Annotated in this window: 20 protein-coding genes and 1 tRNA gene; 6 read left to right on the forward strand and 15 right to left on the reverse strand. The window is 43.0% G+C overall.

The features are described from left to right. Positions 1–89: 89 nt before the first annotated feature. The 4 genes from WOA13_RS03420 to WOA13_RS03435 all read right to left on the reverse strand — a co-directional run bounded on the left by WOA13_RS03420 (position 90) and on the right by WOA13_RS03435 (position 4,598). Entirely contained in the window at positions 90–803 is a 714-nt protein-coding gene (locus WOA13_RS03420; RefSeq protein ID WP_342126588.1) for a UPF0280 family protein, read from the reverse strand. A 9-nt stretch (positions 804–812) separates the two neighbouring features. Further along, entirely contained in the window at positions 813–1,199 is a 387-nt protein-coding gene (locus WOA13_RS03425) for a 4Fe-4S binding protein (RefSeq protein WP_342126589.1), read from the reverse strand. Between the two features lie 2 nt (positions 1,200–1,201). Further along, a complete protein-coding gene (locus WOA13_RS03430; RefSeq protein WP_342126590.1) occupies positions 1,202–2,704 on the reverse strand; it encodes a homocysteine biosynthesis protein in 1,503 nt (500 codons plus the stop codon). A gap of 217 nt (positions 2,705–2,921) precedes the next feature. Beyond that, on the reverse strand, positions 2,922–4,598 hold the full coding sequence (locus WOA13_RS03435) for a sensor histidine kinase (protein ID WP_342126591.1): 1,677 nt from the start codon (positions 4,596–4,598) through the stop codon (positions 2,922–2,924). A 384-nt stretch (positions 4,599–4,982) separates the two neighbouring features. Between WOA13_RS03435 and WOA13_RS03440 the strand changes: the two genes are divergently transcribed. The 3 genes from WOA13_RS03440 (at position 4,983) to WOA13_RS03450 (ending at position 6,471) form a co-directional block, all read left to right on the forward strand. After that, a complete protein-coding gene (locus WOA13_RS03440; protein WP_342126592.1) occupies positions 4,983–5,702 on the forward strand; it encodes a peptidylprolyl isomerase in 720 nt (239 codons plus the stop codon). A gap of 92 nt (positions 5,703–5,794) precedes the next feature. Further along, a tRNA-Ser gene (locus WOA13_RS03445) sits at positions 5,795–5,880 on the forward strand. 234 nt (positions 5,881–6,114) lie between these two features. Then, a complete protein-coding gene (locus WOA13_RS03450) occupies positions 6,115–6,471 on the forward strand; it encodes a hypothetical protein (RefSeq protein WP_342126593.1) in 357 nt (118 codons plus the stop codon). A gap of 169 nt (positions 6,472–6,640) precedes the next feature. Here the strand turns inward: WOA13_RS03450 and WOA13_RS03455 are convergent, their stop codons facing one another. From WOA13_RS03455 to WOA13_RS03480, 6 genes are read right to left on the reverse strand one after another with little or no spacing between them, the layout of a single operon-like run. Continuing rightward, positions 6,641–7,066 carry a hypothetical protein gene (locus tag WOA13_RS03455; RefSeq protein WP_342126594.1) on the reverse strand — a complete coding sequence of 142 codons (426 nt, stop codon included), beginning with the start codon at positions 7,064–7,066 and terminating at the stop codon, positions 6,641–6,643. A gap of 59 nt (positions 7,067–7,125) precedes the next feature. Then, positions 7,126–7,419 carry a hypothetical protein gene (locus WOA13_RS03460; protein ID WP_342126595.1) on the reverse strand — a complete coding sequence of 98 codons (294 nt, stop codon included), beginning with the start codon at positions 7,417–7,419 and terminating at the stop codon, positions 7,126–7,128. Between the two features lie 17 nt (positions 7,420–7,436). Then, on the reverse strand, positions 7,437–7,847 hold the full coding sequence (locus tag WOA13_RS03465; RefSeq protein ID WP_342126596.1) for a hypothetical protein: 411 nt from the start codon (positions 7,845–7,847) through the stop codon (positions 7,437–7,439). Positions 7,848–7,868: 21 nt separating this feature from the next. Continuing rightward, a complete protein-coding gene (locus WOA13_RS03470; protein ID WP_342126597.1) occupies positions 7,869–8,033 on the reverse strand; it encodes a hypothetical protein in 165 nt (54 codons plus the stop codon). Positions 8,034–8,060: 27 nt separating this feature from the next. Further along, the gene (locus WOA13_RS03475) at positions 8,061–8,852 is read right to left on the reverse strand and encodes a hypothetical protein (RefSeq protein ID WP_342126598.1); all 792 of its coding nucleotides are present in this window, start codon (positions 8,850–8,852) and stop codon (positions 8,061–8,063) included. Between the two features lies 1 nt (position 8,853). Continuing rightward, on the reverse strand, positions 8,854–9,507 hold the full coding sequence (locus WOA13_RS03480) for a hypothetical protein (protein ID WP_342126599.1): 654 nt from the start codon (positions 9,505–9,507) through the stop codon (positions 8,854–8,856). A gap of 188 nt (positions 9,508–9,695) precedes the next feature. On the opposite strand from WOA13_RS03480, the gene WOA13_RS03485 reads away from it, so the two are divergent. Further along, on the forward strand, positions 9,696–9,893 hold the full coding sequence (locus WOA13_RS03485; protein ID WP_342126600.1) for a hypothetical protein: 198 nt from the start codon (positions 9,696–9,698) through the stop codon (positions 9,891–9,893). Between the two features lie 23 nt (positions 9,894–9,916). Here WOA13_RS03485 and WOA13_RS03490 read toward each other — a convergent pair whose 3' ends face one another. Then, positions 9,917–10,537 (reverse strand): molybdopterin-dependent oxidoreductase, encoded by a 621-nt coding sequence (locus tag WOA13_RS03490; RefSeq protein WP_342126601.1) that lies wholly within the window; start codon positions 10,535–10,537, stop codon positions 9,917–9,919. Positions 10,538–10,695: 158 nt separating this feature from the next. On the opposite strand from WOA13_RS03490, the gene WOA13_RS03495 reads away from it, so the two are divergent. Continuing rightward, positions 10,696–11,316: a class I SAM-dependent methyltransferase gene (locus WOA13_RS03495; RefSeq protein ID WP_342126602.1), complete on the forward strand. Its 621-nt coding sequence runs from the start codon at positions 10,696–10,698 to the stop codon at positions 11,314–11,316. Between the two features lie 142 nt (positions 11,317–11,458). Then, positions 11,459–11,776 (forward strand): hypothetical protein, encoded by a 318-nt coding sequence (locus WOA13_RS03500; protein WP_342126603.1) that lies wholly within the window; start codon positions 11,459–11,461, stop codon positions 11,774–11,776. A gap of 208 nt (positions 11,777–11,984) precedes the next feature. On the opposite strand, the gene WOA13_RS03505 is transcribed toward WOA13_RS03500, so the two are convergent. The 4 genes from WOA13_RS03505 to WOA13_RS03520 all read right to left on the reverse strand — a co-directional run bounded on the left by WOA13_RS03505 (position 11,985) and on the right by WOA13_RS03520 (position 16,078). Continuing rightward, on the reverse strand, positions 11,985–13,487 hold the full coding sequence (locus WOA13_RS03505) for a DEAD/DEAH box helicase (RefSeq protein WP_342126604.1): 1,503 nt from the start codon (positions 13,485–13,487) through the stop codon (positions 11,985–11,987). Between the two features lie 214 nt (positions 13,488–13,701). Then, positions 13,702–13,893, reverse strand: a complete 192-nt coding sequence (locus WOA13_RS03510; protein WP_048206361.1) for a TRAM domain-containing RNA chaperone — start codon at positions 13,891–13,893, stop codon at positions 13,702–13,704. A 276-nt stretch (positions 13,894–14,169) separates the two neighbouring features. Next, the gene (locus WOA13_RS03515) at positions 14,170–14,865 is read right to left on the reverse strand and encodes an ABC transporter ATP-binding protein (RefSeq protein ID WP_342126605.1); all 696 of its coding nucleotides are present in this window, start codon (positions 14,863–14,865) and stop codon (positions 14,170–14,172) included. A 1-nt stretch (position 14,866) separates the two neighbouring features. After that, positions 14,867–16,078: an ABC transporter permease gene (locus tag WOA13_RS03520; RefSeq protein WP_048205025.1), complete on the reverse strand. Its 1,212-nt coding sequence runs from the start codon at positions 16,076–16,078 to the stop codon at positions 14,867–14,869.

Below are 16,078 nucleotides of genomic sequence, written 5' to 3' on the forward strand. Positions count from 1 at the left end.
ACAATAGCAACTTAAAATGAAGGTGCAACAATGCACCTTCCAGACTTTTTCTAACTAAATACTTGATGAAATGCACCTGCGAGCCAGGTTCATCCTTTTGTTATACACTCATAACGTACATCGGCCCGGCTTATTTTTGGCACATCGCCCCACATTCCCATATACTCGCCCTGTACCAGAAGAGCACCGTCAATTCCCGGAACATCCTTCACAACATCAAAAGCCTTCTCCACAGCACCCCTGCCAATATCTGTGGCATTCGACAGGGCAGTTGCTGCAGAATCTGCCAGGGATACATCATCTGAAAAAATCACAGCAGCATCCGCCATACCAAAACTTATGGACGGCCCCACGGTACCCGAAGAAGTGCAGATCCCACGAATTCCGGAGGAAGGTTCGATAACAAGTCCGATATCCTTAATGGAAGAATTACCTGCATAGATCCCAATGATTACCTCCCGGTCATTGATCATGGCAATATCCCCGCCATTATCAACAATGGCATAGGAAGCACCTGCCTCGACCATGGCCTCTACGGCAAGTGACGATATCGTACCTGCGACCGCGCTCATGGGACCAATACCCATGGCATTACCTGCCCTTACAAGCCTTTTGACGACCTCAGGTGCATCATCACTGCATTTGTGAGGCTCCAGTGTTATCTTAAAGTAAGGATCACGAAGGATGTAACTCTCCAGTTTTGCCCTGTGAAGTGCAATAGCATCCTTTGCTGCCTTAATATGAGACCCCTCATCACCTACTATGGTGACAATGGTCTCCTTAAGCTGGAAATGTTCTTTCATAGACAGATATTAGTGACCGAGTGTCAAAGCGTTATGCGGGCACATCTTAATGCAGGTACCACACTGGATACACTTGTCTGAATCTACCTCAAGGCTCCAGTCATCTGCAAATGAGAATACCTTTACAGGGCACACAGAGATACAAGCGCCGCATTCCACACATTCTTCCTCATCCCTGCTGATCGGAGTGTCAAGCACAAGCACCTCAGCGCCCTTGCCAACAAGAGAGTCCTTTATCTTCCGGAACTGGTCGGAAGTTATCTCTGCCACGACCTCACCACGGGTAGGGTCGAAATGTGCCTGAGAAATGTTCAACAGTGCACCGGTCTCCATAATTGATTCTGCAAGTATGGGCTTTGTAACGATGTCCGCAGCTATGTTTATCTTTATCATCATGATTAGTGCCTCCTTGCAAGCAGTTTGCTGATATCATCACTTGTGACTATACCCACCACATGCCTGTTTGAATCGATAACCGGGAGTGCAGAGACATTGTTGCTGTCCAGCTTGAAAGCTGAGACGTCCACGGCCTCATCCGGGCTTGCAGTAACGACCTTCCGCGTCATTATGTCCTTTACAAGATTATGTTCATCCTTTGCAACTGCCTTTGAGATATCCCATGCGGTTACAATACCAACAAGGTGATTGCCACTATCCACCACAGGCAGGTGGTTGAACTGTTTTTCCATAATTACCTTGGCAGCATCATGGAAACCTGCATCCTCCCGGATTGTTGTCACATCAGAGGACATGATATCCATCACATGCGGATTGGCATTGGTCTGTTTCATTGCATTGCAGGCGGTATCCCGGGGAAGACGCTCCACAGGCATGCTTACAAAGAACTCACCGTTACGGATCCATTGCTTTAGTTCATTGGCTATCTCACGGGATTTCTTGAAGCTTGACATTGGAGAGGTCGGAACCTCTTTACCATTGATATCTATGGAACCTGAGCGAAGTTCACCATATGTTACTGTCCTGAGAACCGGACGGTCCCTGCTCGGGACACCATAATCCAGGACATTTGTAACAATATCATCATCTGTTACAGCAGTAGCTTTTGCAATATCCTCGTTGAGGACAGGGATAGGAATACCCATTCCAACATAGAGTGATGAGCCATAACCTTTAAAAGTTGCAGCACGGATGTATTCAGGACTCATCTCCTTGAGGTCACCTTTGAGCATCAGAGTACCAAAGCCTGCTGCAGGTGAGTGCTGAGTACCTTCTCCTACAACATAACCCTGAGTCCCTCCGAGGAAGATACGTGTACCTGTACCGATGGTCTCATAGTTTGGATCATTATGCATCGGCGAAAGGACACCGGCACCGGAGTAAGTTACATTTCCGTTATGGGGCAGCAAAGCGCCCATATAAGTGTGCAGAGTGTGGTTTGTGCTGTTGGTCGCAGCATTATACTTCTGGTATGAGTTACGAGGATTGAGCATGATCGCCTGATTCAGGTCATATATGTTGATGGTCGTATCAATGACCTTCCTGGGATAGCAGTCAGTTCCGGGGGAAATCCCGTGTATATCAATGGAATTGCCACGGACAAGGTCCTCTATTACATGAGCACCACCATAGTCCATTCCCTTTGACTGGGATTGCTGGGTCGCACCTATGTAGGCATCCACGGCAGCAACACCGGAATACGCTTCCACGTCATTGAGCCACATTTTGCTTATCCTGATAGGAGGTTCCGAGTGACCAAAGTTCAACCATACGCCTGATGAGCACATGGCGCCAAAGGTACCTGTAGTTACAACATCCACTTCCTTAGCGGCACCTTCTGCCCCCAATTCGCCAACAATATCGACCATTTCTTCGGCAGTTACAACATTAACACTGCCATCACGTATCCTGTCATTGATCTCATGAATTGTTTTTTTGACCATTTCTAGTACCTCTGCATTATATTCGGTAATAATCGCAGTTGCATATATTACTTCCGGTAATTTACAGCCATGCATAATATGACCTGAAGATCAAAACCGATCATGAAAAAAGAACATCGTTGCAGAAATATCGGATGCTGAAGCTAAAATAGAATCTGAACTCAAAAAAGAAAAAAAGAAAAATGGTCACAGGATTGTAAAAAGATAGTGGAAGAGATTACTTTGGCAATGTGATATGCACAGTAGTGCCAAACCCTTCCAGACTCTTCAGCCAGATCTTACCGTTGTGGACATCAATGATCCTCTTGGTAACATGCAGACCCAGACCGGTACCGCCATAGACCCTTGTAAGAGAGCCATCCACCTGGTAAAAACTGTCAAAGACCTTATCAACTTCATCTTTGGGAATTCCAATACCATTATCCTTCACACGAATGTGGATCTGATCCGGTTCATCCTGGACAGAAACAGTGACCTCCCCTTCGGACATGAACTTGACCGCATTATCAATAATATTGTTCAAAGCAGTTGACAGGCGCTCTTCATCACCACATATGTTCGAAATGTTCTCAGGGATATCTTCCTTGAAGACAATGTTGTTCGCACCTGCATGAGCGCGTGCAACCTCTATAGAATTGCCTATGAATCTCCTGACTGAAACGGTGGTGAAATTGTATTTGTATTTACCTTCTTTTTCCATGCTCATGTAAAGAAGGGAATCGATAAGGCTCCTGAGCTTTTCAGCATTCCTTACAACAGCATCATTAGCCCTTTTCTGCTCGGTTGTCAATGGACCGAACTTTCCTTCACCCAGAAGCTCACTGAAGCCTTTGATAGATATCATAGGCGTCTTCAGTTCGTGGCTTAAGTTTGCAAAGAACTCGTTCTTCATCTTATCGACAGAACGGAGGTCCTCATAATCACCCTGCGTCTTCTCGAACAGCTGGGCATTCTCGATGGCAATACCAATGTGTTTGCCAACATGCTCAAGGACCTTTATGTTCTTCTCATTGAGCGAATCCTTATCAGAGGTCAGCAGGAGAACAAAACCAACCACTTTATCGTGAGAATAAAGGTAGAATGTAAGGTTGTTCCTTGTTACAAAGCGTGAACCTCTCCGGACTACCTCTTCAGAGATGGTGGCATGCTTCGGGAGGTCTGCAACATTCTTGAACATATCCTCTTCCTTAGAGTAAGATATACTGGATGCCAGCTCCCCCTCAGGCCCTATATGCGCCCTGAGATTTGCCTCCATTTGATCGTGATCAATAATATATACGCCTCCTGCCTCGATGTCCAGAAGATCACCGATCTCCATCAGGATCTCCGATAGCAGGTCATCGATGTCCAGCGACTCTGATGCCAGAGTTACCGCGGAATACAGTACAGAAATATCACGTTCATTATCCGCAATCTCCTTTTCAGCAAGCTTGCGATGCGTTATATCAAAAATAATTCCATAGAAATGACTTACGCTTTGGTCAGTGTTCCGCTCTATAAGCGTGCTCTCATAAACCCACCTGACATCCTCAGACTCTGTCAGAAGCCGGTATTCACAGTTGAATTGCTCTTTTCCTTCAGCAACCGAAGTGCTGATGGCATTCCGGACATCTTCCCTGTCATCCGGATGCAGAATATTGTGATAAGGCAAAGTACCAGATACAAAATCATCCTTATTGTATCCGAACCTTTCAACGTTCTCTGTGACAAACTCTACAGGACGATCATCTTCTGCAGACCAGAAGAAGATCACTGCAGGGCTTCTGTTAATGATAGATTCCAGCAGAGCCTTGGTCTCGGCTGAGTTTTTAATTTCTTCAAGTGATTGCTTTAGGACCGACTCCAGGTCGACCTTTCCACAAATACCCATAGACACATCTTGTTCTTCATTCATACGACCTCATCCCGTTGGCCAGATTGTAGACTGTATATAATCAATTGTTATAAACATATATAAATATGTATATGTTTGGATTTGTATAATCATAAGTATATACCAAGTGGGTAAAGCTCATAACCCATATGAATTATTATCATAATTATCATTATGGATGCTATCGATTCTTGTATGCTAGAAAATTAAAATAAGCAAAAAACGGATTGATTTTTACCGAGAGTGGAACACGCTGAAAAAAAAACATAATTTGTGGATACCATCTACCAGAAATCGTCCCAAAAACTTATTAAAGGCAAAAGAGTATAGCCAGAAGAAATTCCTTAGATGAATCAAACGCTTTGATATAACTAAAGACTTACAAATTTGATCGAGTTGATTATAGTGGCAATAGAAAAAGGCGATGTTATTAAACTATCATACACCGGAAAGTTCGATGAAGAACAGATCTTCGATACAACCAATGAAGAACTTGCAAAGGAGAACGAGATTTACAACCCACGCGGCATGTACGGCGGCGACGTAGTTATCGTTGGTGCAGGACACACCATTGCAGGTCTTGACGAAGATATCGCAGGCAAAGAGGTCGGATTCACAGGTACAGTTATAATACCACCAGAAAAAGGCTTTGGCGCACACGACCCAAAACTTGTTGAGAACGTTTCCATTACAAAGTTCACAGACCAGAAAGCATACCCTGGCATGAACATCGAGATCGACAACAAGAGAGGAACAGTCACAAAGGTCATCGGCCGCAGGGTACGTGTTGATTTCAACCACCCACTCGCAGGCAAGGAAGTTACCTACGACTACACCATCGAAGAGAAGCTCGAGGACATCAACGAACAGGTACAGGGCCTTCTTGCACTCTACACCGGAATTCCTGACCTTGAAGTAGAGGTCAATGACAAAAAGGTAGCTATAACCGTACCTGCAATGCTTTCATTCAACCAGCGCTGGCTCATGGCAAAGGGAAGGGTCGCAAGCGAACTTGTAGAATACGTAGGTCTTGAAGAAGTAAGCTACGTTGAGAAATACCCGCTTCCAACCCCTGAACCTGCTGCAGAGGAAGAAGCTGAAGAAGTTACAGAAAGTGAAGAGTAATCCTCTTCACATTTCTTTCAAAAAAGGGTCTACAACACCTTTTTGGAGCAAAAGCCTTATACCTGAAAACACTATTTAGGAACCATTCATTTGCTGAGGTAGCCAAGTGGACTACGGCGCCGGTCTTGAAAACCGGTAGTGCTAACGCGCTGCGGGAGTTCGAATCTCCCCCTCAGCGTCCATATCTTTTTTTGTAATTCTTGACTTGATCATATTTATTTACTGAACAGTACTTTCCCCATATTGTCGGAATCAAACCAAAAAAGGAAAGTTGTGATTTGTAAAATAAGTAAATTCGAGATACTATAAAGTAAATAGAATAAACCGGACTAGTATATAATTATTCAGATACTCAAATAAATATATATGCTCATAAACCTACATTCCCTCAGATAATAGGGGATATAAAGATATGAGCGAGTATAAATTAGAAATTGTGAACTTTGGAATTGACAATGAGAAGTTTGAAAGAGCTGTTGTAGCCTACAGGAAATTCCAGAGTGATCAAGGTGTTTACTGCCAGGATGGGAAGTATTCCCCTGAAGGGAAGCTTTTTGTGGAGCCGGTTACAGAATATATCGAATATTGTTTTATGGGTGAAAAGGACCCCATCCTCTCTGATCAAGAAGCGGATCATGATGCAAAATTCTTCATGACCTCCTACAATGATAAGGTCTTTTTCTTTGAAACCCTCGAAGATGCAAAGACCTTCTGGAATGTTTTAGACGCGGTTGATGGCTATTTCCCTTCTGTTTTGACGGCAGTTTAATTCAAGGCAACATGGCACCAGAATCTTTATGAAAACAATGTTGTTTAACGTTTCCATGAAGCTTGAATTACCTTTTTCTTTTTTAAAAAAATCTTGTATTCCTACCATCCGATCGTCTTTAGCATGAATTTCAAGAGCTAATCGCATTATCAGTTCACTTAATACAAATTCAACAAATTTCTACCACTTCCAGAGATACCGGAGTCATATTTCCTGTATAGTCTTCGTAATACAGCCGGATATTTACCATTGTATATGGATCCGGTATTTTCACAGGATATATCCCTATTATTTTGTCGTCCACAGTTACCTTAAAATTAAATTCACCTTTTGAGAATGGCAGACTCAATCTCAAAGGCCTCTTTTGTGAGATGTCGCTTTTAGGCCCTAATTCATAGGTCTCCGTTACTATGGACCTGTTGTGTGAATCAAATACGTCGATAACTACGGTATGATCATTGACATCATGGTTGTGAACTACAAAGAAGGAAGATGCAGGTCCGGTAAATATGAATGGGATCAAAAGGATGAAAAGAATCAACAAAAAAAGTGCACCAAATACTCCTGCAACAAGCACCCTTTCATTTATTTTCATGATTTACTCCTAACATACCTATCTTTTTTAATATACTATGGGAAGGTTCCCGGAACACATCAGTAAATCAAAGCCGGAAATATGGCGGAAAACCAGTAGATCCACAGTATAATCGTTACGACCCCCGCAAACAGTATCTTGAAAATATTCCTTGTGAACATGGCAAATATACAACCGCAAACAACACCCGGAGATATCAGGAAAAGTGAAGGAACCAACATTCGTGGCAAGTAATGGAACAAGCCGGGAATGATATTTGTTTCAATGGAGAGCAAATGATAAACTCCAAGCGTTCCGAGAACAACAAAGACACCAATTAGATTTTCATTTATATTCTTACTTTCGATCTGCATATACTACCCCAACCTTATCAAGCGATCGTAGCACCATCAAAAACGATGCGTTCCCCTCCGGAAGGAATCACAAATTCCAGATGTTCTGAACTTCCTAAGTTGGTAGAATATTCAACACTGCCATTTTGAGTTACGATAAAACCATTATCCAGTGTGAGCCTGTAAGTGTACATCCCCAATTCAGGAACTGATTTTCTGATTCCTTTCCGGGTATCTGCTTCTATCACATACACCTCATCATAAAGCCGCACGCCCTTCGGATCAATGATCTCCACTCGCACTTCATGGTCTTCAATATCTTCGTTCTCAATGCTCAGCACTGCACCATCGATCTGTACTTTGGGTACAGCAACCATGAAAGCAAGAAGGATGAGGCCAACGACCGCGATCAGTACAATTGCAACGATTACCGGATTATTTCTTTGCATTATTCCACCTAAGCATGCCTGTCACTCAAACAATAAGATACCTATGAACGTTCCAATTGCCATGCTGATCGCCATAACCAATGTGTACTTCCACCTTATTTCGCGGAACATGAAATAGTTAGCAGGGAGACCTAAAAGGAACATGATAATTCCCATGAACAATGGGTATAGATATGAAGAAGTCATGATATCCCCCGATAAACACTGCTTAGATCAGATCGTCTCCAAAAGCTCATCAAGTGTGAAAGATTCCCCGAAATGGATCGCTCTGCCATCCTCCGTAAGGGTAAACTTGCCCTGTGAAACACCAGTGACCACAAAGTGCTCAGGACCATTGGACATAGTATTTGGCCATGTGTCGTTCTTTAGATAAAGGAACACTTTTTCCCCGGGATTAAAGGAAGCCTCATCCTCTACAACAATTGAAATAACATCTTTTTCACCACCAAGTGTCCTGACTATCACTTCTTTTTCAGATAACGGATTCTTGAGATACTCATCTACATTAATCACCACGTCAGTGTAGATATCATACCATTCCAGCTCATAGATATCATCGTTAGGTATTTGCCCGTCCCCGGTGTTCCATTCACTCGGTAATACCTCTTTTACTGTACCGATAATAATTACATCCGACATCTTGCTCATCTCTTCAGGAGATACATATTCAAGACTTCCGCTGACAGTAAGCGTAACCTTATCGCTATTCGCATTGCTCTGATCAGACACTGGTTCTATTGCAGATTCATTCATTGGTTCCGGATTTTGTTCGTCACTTGTGTTGATGCTGGAACCAAGAACATCTTCACCCGGGATTGGTGATGGTGATGGCATCTCACTACTTTCAGATGAGCCATCATCAGACCCATCTGTAAGAGCTTCAATTCCACTTTCATCCTCATTCTGTTTTACGACTCCGAGTCCTGCCGATGCTAAGATCACTACACATACCAGCAGTAGTGCAAAAATTATCAGGTATCTCTCATGAGTTCCGAGCTTTGTCATTTTAATTTTTCCCACCTATTTCATCCTGTTTTGATATCGGCATGTAATTCTTCCTGTGGAATTTTTTAGCAAGCAATAAAAAACAGAATCCGATCATCGAAACTCCAATAAGATAATAAACAAATCCAACTGCCAGAGCATTCGAACAGGGGATCGGATACAAAAAAACGTCTTTTATTATAAAAAACAGATCAGCAACTGCAAAAATACTCATAAAACCAGCCAGTACTCCCGAAATGTATCGCACATCCGAAGAATCCGGAAATGAAAAGAAAAATGGTATTGAAGCCGGAGCAAGTGCTAGTAATGAAGCCATGTGAATGAATCCTACAGGCTCAGCAGGATCTATTGGAAGAGAAGTCACATAATATAACAAAAAAATACTTGTAACTACGATCGTAAACATTACCGACAAGAGTGGTACGCCCAGATACCATTTTACAGACATTTTCCTGATATCAGATAAAAATATAATGGCTCCAATTAATGAGATAACACCCAATAGAAGTGTCAGTCCCAACCACAGATATGCAACATCGGATGAAACTATCCGTTCAGAAAAACCGGATATTGTCAATCCATAAAATAATACCATAAAAAAGAAGATGGCTGAGATACATGCCAGAGATATTTTCAACTTCTTTGTATGTTCCATAGCAATTATTCCACTTCCGAAAACTATTGAAAAATATTACTGCAAACGATATAATAATTATGGTTGATTTGTATTTATTATAGACATGTAAATGCAATTGTTCTCAAAGGCCGAACAATTGTAGGACCAATTAATTCAGAAAACAATAAAGATCAGAAGAGTGAAAATAGAAATGTGAGGTGCCATTTATGGAAAACAAGAACATATTCTGGATATTTGGAATTCTCCAGAGCATTACTTTGGGAGCAATAATCTTCCTGATATTCAGGTCGCTGAACATGATCAGCGAGGTGGAAGTGATCGGAGCGGATACACAGATCCTGTTGAGCACTTTGTTCCCGCTGTTCCTGTTGATAGTGGAATACACGATCTACTCTAAGGACTAAAAAGAAAAGATGCTGGTGGAAACTCAGTCAAACCTTGGCCCGCCAACATCGGCATTATTGTTGTAGCCCCTGCTTTCCCAGTAGCCTTCATAAGGTTCATCAGTGACCTCAATGCCGGTAACCCATTTGGCCCATTTGTAGCCATACTTGTCTTCTGCCACAAGCTGGAACGGGTAACCATGATCCCTTGGGAGTGTCACATCATTCAGTTCGTAAGCAAGGATGATGTTGTTCTCTACAAGATAATCCAGCTCAAGAGCTGTGGAATAGCCATCTGCAGAATAAAATATCACAGTGGTGGCACCGTCCTGAACACCGGCCTCATCAAGAAGGGTCTTTACGGGAATACCGGTCCATTTTGCCACGTAGCTCCAGCCTTCAACACAATCAAGCATAACCAACTTTGAAACGTTCGGGTAAGAAGTGATCTGTTCGTACGTCAGGAACTGCGGATCGTCCACCATTCCATCGACCGTCAGGAAATAGTTGTTGATATTTATTTGCGGAGTTCCCTTTATGGAATTGTCCCTCTGCTCACTGATCGGAGTCAGTTTTACACCCTGGTATTCAAGTGTTTCCGCTTCACCATCATAGGTGCCGTCACTACCATTATTGGTATCAGAAGAAACACATCCAGAGGCCATAACTATCAGAGATATAAGAAGAACCAAAATTAAACTGAGTAACTGCTTCATGAATTTACCCTCCCTAAAGAGAATTGGTTTTGATGGATAAAATATCTTTTGTGAGCATTTCAGAAACTAAATATAACATCCGAACAGAATTGGATTGGGGAATAAAAGTGGCAGAAACAAAAGCAGTGCTTCATCGATTCAACCGCTTTTCTCGATTTTATGATATTGTGGAAGGCATAGTAGAACAGATTGCCTTTAAACGATGGAGACCAACGGTTTTCTCAAAAGTCGAAGGCAGATGCCTTGAGGTAGGTTTCGGCACAGGAAGGAACTTCAGATACTACCCAAAGGAGAAAGATGTACGCATGGTGGCCATTGAACTTTCCCCGGGAATGGCAGCAAGATCGAAAGAGAGAGCAAAAGGTATTGATATTGATCTTATACTGATGGACGCCCAGCATCTCGCATTTAAGGACAATGCCTTTAATTCTGTAGTGATGACGCTTGTACTTTGCTCAGTCCCTGACCCTGTAAAAACTGTGGAAGAATGCGTGAGAGTTTGTAAGCCGGCTGGAAAGATCATCGACCTGGAACATGTTCGCTCCAGTAACCGTTTGATAGCTTTCATGCAGGACATTATCACCCCGGTAACAAACATGCTCGTTGCCCTTAACATAAATAGGGATACACCTGGCAATTTAAAAAAAGGAGGAGCAATCATCATAGAAGACAGGCACATGACATTTATTGATATATTCAGGCTTATTGTCAGCAGACCAGAAAAATAATACTGTATTAGATTCCTCAATGCTCAAATATAACTAGTACAACAAAAAGAAAGTAAAATAACAACAAAATGAAAACGATAGTATTATAAATGATTAATCATTAAAGATAATCCGCTCAACTGAATAATCGAGGTGAAAATAAATGGACGATGATTACGATGAACTTGATGACATCATAATGCAGAAACCTTCAGAAGGAGAAAGGGTAAAGAACGAACATGCTATGCTTGACAAAGCTGCATCACACCCAATCAGGAGAAAGATGGTAAAGACCATAGGCGCTTTCGGTAAACCCGAAGAACAGCTTAAGGCCGAACTTGAGGTTGATGACAATTCCTTCAAATATCACATGGACTTCCTGAAAAGTGCCAACATCGTTGTGATCAAAGAAGACATATACAGGCTCACTGATGCCGGTATTGATCTTCTGGCAGCAACCGAGCACCACAGGGAAGGCTGAAGAGATATTTACAAAGGGAGGATGGTGTGGCATCCTTCTTTTTTGTTATGCTTTTTTTATATACAATTTAATGTTCTTTTTATTTGATCTTGCTATTGAGCTTTGTCCATGGAGCAATGGCCAGCAACATACAAGCCAATACTCCAAGATGCAATAACTCAACGACCCAATAAATCAAACCTCGATATTAAAAGCTGAATAAGCACGATCAATTGCGATTACCGGACCTGCCGGAGTTCTGACCAGACCGGTTTCCACTCTTATTCCTGCCCTGCCCGGTATTGGAACTTCCTGACCGACCAGTCTTGTTTCCACTTTTAGAGCCGCCAGGTTTGCCTTTGGAACCTGTGTTCTTGCTCCTGCTGTCACCAGATCTGCCACTACCAGCTCCCTTTTTGCCTCTGGCATCTCCACCTTTGGACTTGCTTTCGGCATTACCACGACTACCTTTATCCTTATCTTTACCTTTGCCGTCAGCCTTCCTGCCCCTTCCTCTGCCCTTGTTTCCAGGAGTGGCCTTTCTGCCTCTTTGTTTCTTAGGGGCCGGCCTTGCCGCATCTCCTGTGGCATTCCGGGCCTTTTCGGAGTGATAATTGTGCTCAGCGACCTCGATCTCCATGTTGGTGAGGTCTTCGATATCACGAAGGAAGTCTCGCTCATCAGCTGCACAGAAGGAGTATGCTGTACCATCGGCTCCTGCCCTTGCTGTACGTCCTATGCGGTGCACGTAGCTTTCAGGGATGTTCGGCAGATCGTAGTTGATCACATGGGAGATATCCTCAATATCAATTCCACGGGCAGCTATGTCAGTTGCAACCAGTACACGCAGTTCTCCGGTCTTGAAGCTCTGGAGGGTCTTTGTACGGTGGGTCTGGGACTTGTTACCGTGGATCGCACCTGCAGGGATGTTATTCTTGTTGAGCATCTCTGTGACCTTGTTGGCCCGGTGCTTTGTACGTGTAAATATGAGAACACATTCCAGATGCTTACCTCTCAGCAAATGCAAAAGTAATTCGTTCTTGTCCTCTGAATCTACGAAAAAGATGAACTGATCTATGCGTTCAACAGTTGTTGCCTGTGGAGTGACCTCTACATGAGCAGGGTTACTGAGCAATTTTCTGGCGAGTTTGGAGATCTCAGGTGACATAGTGGCTGAGAAGAAAAGCGACTGGCGTTTTTGTGGAAGCAGGTCAACTACCTTGTACACATCATTGATGAAACCCATATCGAGCATCCTGTCCGCTTCGTCAAGTACGAAATATTCCACATTCGAGAGATTGACATGTCCCTGCTCCATCAGGTCCAGAAGCCTGCCCGGAGTGGCCACAAGGGAATCGACACCTTTTGAGAGAGCCTTTACCTGTGGCATCTGCCCAACGCCACCGAATACCACTGTGTGCTTGAAACGGGTGAACTTGCCATAGGTGGAAAAGCTATCCCCGATCTGTGCTGCAAGCTCCCTTGTGGGTGCAAGAACAAGCACCTTGGGGAATCTCGGACGTGGTGCCTTGTAGGACTCAGACATGTTGTGAAGAATTGGTAAAATGAATGCAGCAGTCTTACCGGTACCGGTCTGTGCGATCCCGATCATATCCCTGCCGTTCAGCAGATGAGGGATGGATAACTCCTGTATGGGAGTGGGTTCTACGTAGCCCTCTTCGGACAATGCCCGCTGGAGCGGGTAGATTAGATTAAGATTATCAAATGACATGTTATACCCTGAATTGAAGTGTAAAAACTTATTAGTGATCAATCGGACCCATCTCAACTTATAAGAGATAATCTTGCTGGTTTAAGGATCAAGATCCAGTTGTTTCACACGGTGAAAGTCTATAAAGTTAATTAATGTATGATAGGAAATTAAAAAATAAGGATCGAAGACCAGAAACTGGTCTTCAAATAACGTTTTTTATTAATTAGATTAATTATACTAATTCGCCAAATGCGAACTTTCTCATGACCTTGGTGACTTTGATTGTCACTTCGTCGCCGACCTTTGCAGCAGGGACAAAGATTACAAAACCGCTTACTCTAGCAATTCCGTCGCCTTCTCTTGCGATATCTTCAATTGTCACGTCGTATGTTTCGCCAGCTTCTACTGGTGCAGTTGGTTCCATGTTGTTGAACAAATATTTCACTTCCTTTAAAGTGCTTAAAAAGATAATAACCAGAGTGGTAAACATACGAAAAAACAGTAGATACAATTAAGGAAATACCATCTAAACTTATAATTTATCAAAATAGTTCTAGCCTCTAAAAGCAATCCTAACAAACAAGGATGATATATAAGTCTGTCGTACAGCATATGATTACTTCATGCGGTTGCCAGATGATGCCACTCGCAAAAAAAGAATAATTATTAATAAATAAAAGGGAGTACATGAAATCTGTTTTCATTCACTCCCGCTTTCTTCTGTTAGCTCGTCACTTACCAACTTCCCATCTTCAAGAGTTATCACCCTGTCGACATACTCAACATGCCAGGGTTCATGTGTTACCATTATAATTGTCTGGCCATAGTTGTCATTCAGGTCCTTGAAAACTTCAAGGACCTGCTTCGAGTTCCTGGTGTCCAGGTTCGCGCAGGGCTCGTCAGCGAACATTATATCGGGTTTCTTTGCAATGGCCCTTGCAATTGCTACTCTTTGCTTTTCTCCGCCCGAGAGCTCATCGGGGATCCTGTCGTCTTTGCCTTTCAGACCAACCTTGTCCAGTGCTTCAAGAGCAGTTTCATAAGACTCCTTTTTTGATTTTCCTTCCATCATAGAAAGAACATAGACATTTTCTGCAGCCGTCATTTCGTTAATGAGTGCATAATCCTGGAACACATAACCAACCTGCGTCAGCCGGTAATAACTTCGTTCTGCTTCAGGAAGATTGGAAACCTGCAATCCCCTAATGGTGTATTCTCCACTCGTTGCATCATCCAGTAATGCCAGAATCCTCAGGATTGTTGTCTTGCCACTACCGGATGCCCCCATTATCGCTACGAATTGCCCTTTCTTTATTTCGAAAGAAACACCATTAAGAGCCTTTACAGTGGTCTCACCTGACCCATAAAACCTTTTGAGGTCTTTCACAACGATCATATCATCTACCCCATATGGCTTTGAGTATGCTCTCTCTTGATACACTCCATGCAGGAAGTGTTCCGGCTATCACTGAAAGTGTAAGCATGGTAACTATGCTCTGGATCAGCAACATAGGATCGATCACGGGCCTTATTTCCATGGTCTCATAGAATATCACCGGATTCGCCTGGAAGTAAAGCATAAGTGACAGGTATAGGATCAATCCCGCGAAAATCCCCAGGGAAACATAGAACATGCTAAGGAAAGCATAGGACAATACTATCGATCTCGGGGTGATGCCTACTGCTTTTAAAATGCCGATCTCTTTCTTCCTGTTAAGTATGTTGATATAGATTATGATCAGTATCAATGCTGCTCCTACGATAAGGCTCACAAACTTGGACATGGTATCAATAGCACCCATGCTTTGCATTGCCTGCTTTATGAGAGTCTCTGATTTATCAGCCCACGTGAAAACCTCCTCATTCACCCCGGCATCTCTTATTTTTTCCTTAACCTGATCTTCACTCTCCGGCTGGTCAACCCTTACAACTACACTGGTGGCTTTACCCCCTTCCAGACCATAAACATCTTCGATCTCTTTGTAGTGAACCAGAGCATTGAGGTCAACAAGTTCAAATGTTCCTTCCATAATACCTTTGACCTTATAGGTCCTTTTTACGCCATTGCTATACGTTACTTCAACAAGCGATCCTGCCCTGACTTCACCCAGGTCATCATAAATTTCTCCAAAAACCGGACTTGTACCTGCAATTGCAGCACCAAGTATAATTTCATCCCTGGAAAGATCACCTAAAAAATCGCCTTCAGTGATAATATACGGGTATCGCGAAATTTCATACTCTTCCGTCGGAACCAAACCCGTTAAAGTTACACCTACAACATTCTGTTTATGCTCAATAGATGCCCCCACATCCAGTCTCTTTGTTGCAGCCCTTACTCCTTCCACAGCCCGGACCTTCTGCAAGACGCCATCGGCATTATTGATATAGGTGTTGTCGCCTGATGGTTCAATGACAACATCCCCGTAAGGGTAGTCCTGCATATACCCGGTAAATAGAACCATCATTCCTCCGATCATTGATGGGAGGAACACCAAGTTCATAAAAATGAGCGAGAGAACAAAAACTATGAACATCAGTGTTTTTTTGTTCCCTCTTTTTACAGTACTTGCTGCAATGAGAGCTCCCACCCTGATATCATCTATCAT

The sequence above is a fragment of the Methanococcoides sp. LMO-2 genome (genome assembly GCF_038432375.1).
Lineage (GTDB): Archaea > Halobacteriota > Methanosarcinia > Methanosarcinales > Methanosarcinaceae > Methanococcoides > Methanococcoides cohabitans.

Coding starts and splice junctions, on each gene's coding strand:
- WOA13_RS03465 (WP_342126596.1), bottom strand. CDS start 7,847: ATGCAAAGAAATAATCCGGTAATCGTTGCAATTGTACTGATCGCGGTC.
- WOA13_RS03475 (WP_342126598.1), bottom strand. CDS start 8,852: ATGACAAAGCTCGGAACTCATGAGAGATACCTGATAATTTTTGCACTA.
- WOA13_RS03470 (WP_342126597.1), bottom strand. CDS start 8,033: ATGACTTCTTCATATCTATACCCATTGTTCATGGGAATTATCATGTTC.
- WOA13_RS03425 (WP_342126589.1), bottom strand. CDS start 1,199: ATGATGATAAAGATAAACATAGCTGCGGACATCGTTACAAAGCCCATA.
- WOA13_RS03490 (WP_342126601.1), bottom strand. CDS start 10,537: ATGGCCTCTGGATGTGTTTCTTCTGATACCAATAATGGTAGTGACGGC.
- WOA13_RS03430 (WP_342126590.1), bottom strand. CDS start 2,704: ATGGTCAAAAAAACAATTCATGAGATCAATGACAGGATACGTGATGGC.
- WOA13_RS03485 (WP_342126600.1), top strand. CDS start 9,696: ATGGAAAACAAGAACATATTCTGGATATTTGGAATTCTCCAGAGCATT.
- WOA13_RS03500 (WP_342126603.1), top strand. CDS start 11,459: ATGGACGATGATTACGATGAACTTGATGACATCATAATGCAGAAACCT.
- WOA13_RS03515 (WP_342126605.1), bottom strand. CDS start 14,865: ATGATCGTTGTGAAAGACCTCAAAAGGTTTTATGGGTCAGGTGAGACC.
- WOA13_RS03460 (WP_342126595.1), bottom strand. CDS start 7,419: ATGCAGATCGAAAGTAAGAATATAAATGAAAATCTAATTGGTGTCTTT.
- WOA13_RS03450 (WP_342126593.1), top strand. CDS start 6,115: ATGAGCGAGTATAAATTAGAAATTGTGAACTTTGGAATTGACAATGAG.
- WOA13_RS03435 (WP_342126591.1), bottom strand. CDS start 4,598: ATGAATGAAGAACAAGATGTGTCTATGGGTATTTGTGGAAAGGTCGAC.
- WOA13_RS03505 (WP_342126604.1), bottom strand. CDS start 13,487: ATGTCATTTGATAATCTTAATCTAATCTACCCGCTCCAGCGGGCATTG.
- WOA13_RS03480 (WP_342126599.1), bottom strand. CDS start 9,507: ATGGAACATACAAAGAAGTTGAAAATATCTCTGGCATGTATCTCAGCC.
- WOA13_RS03510 (WP_048206361.1), bottom strand. CDS start 13,893: ATGGAACCAACTGCACCAGTAGAAGCTGGCGAAACATACGACGTGACA.
- WOA13_RS03455 (WP_342126594.1), bottom strand. CDS start 7,066: ATGAAAATAAATGAAAGGGTGCTTGTTGCAGGAGTATTTGGTGCACTT.
- WOA13_RS03520 (WP_048205025.1), bottom strand. CDS start 16,078: ATGATAGATGATATCAGGGTGGGAGCTCTCATTGCAGCAAGTACTGTA.
- WOA13_RS03420 (WP_342126588.1), bottom strand. CDS start 803: ATGAAAGAACATTTCCAGCTTAAGGAGACCATTGTCACCATAGTAGGT.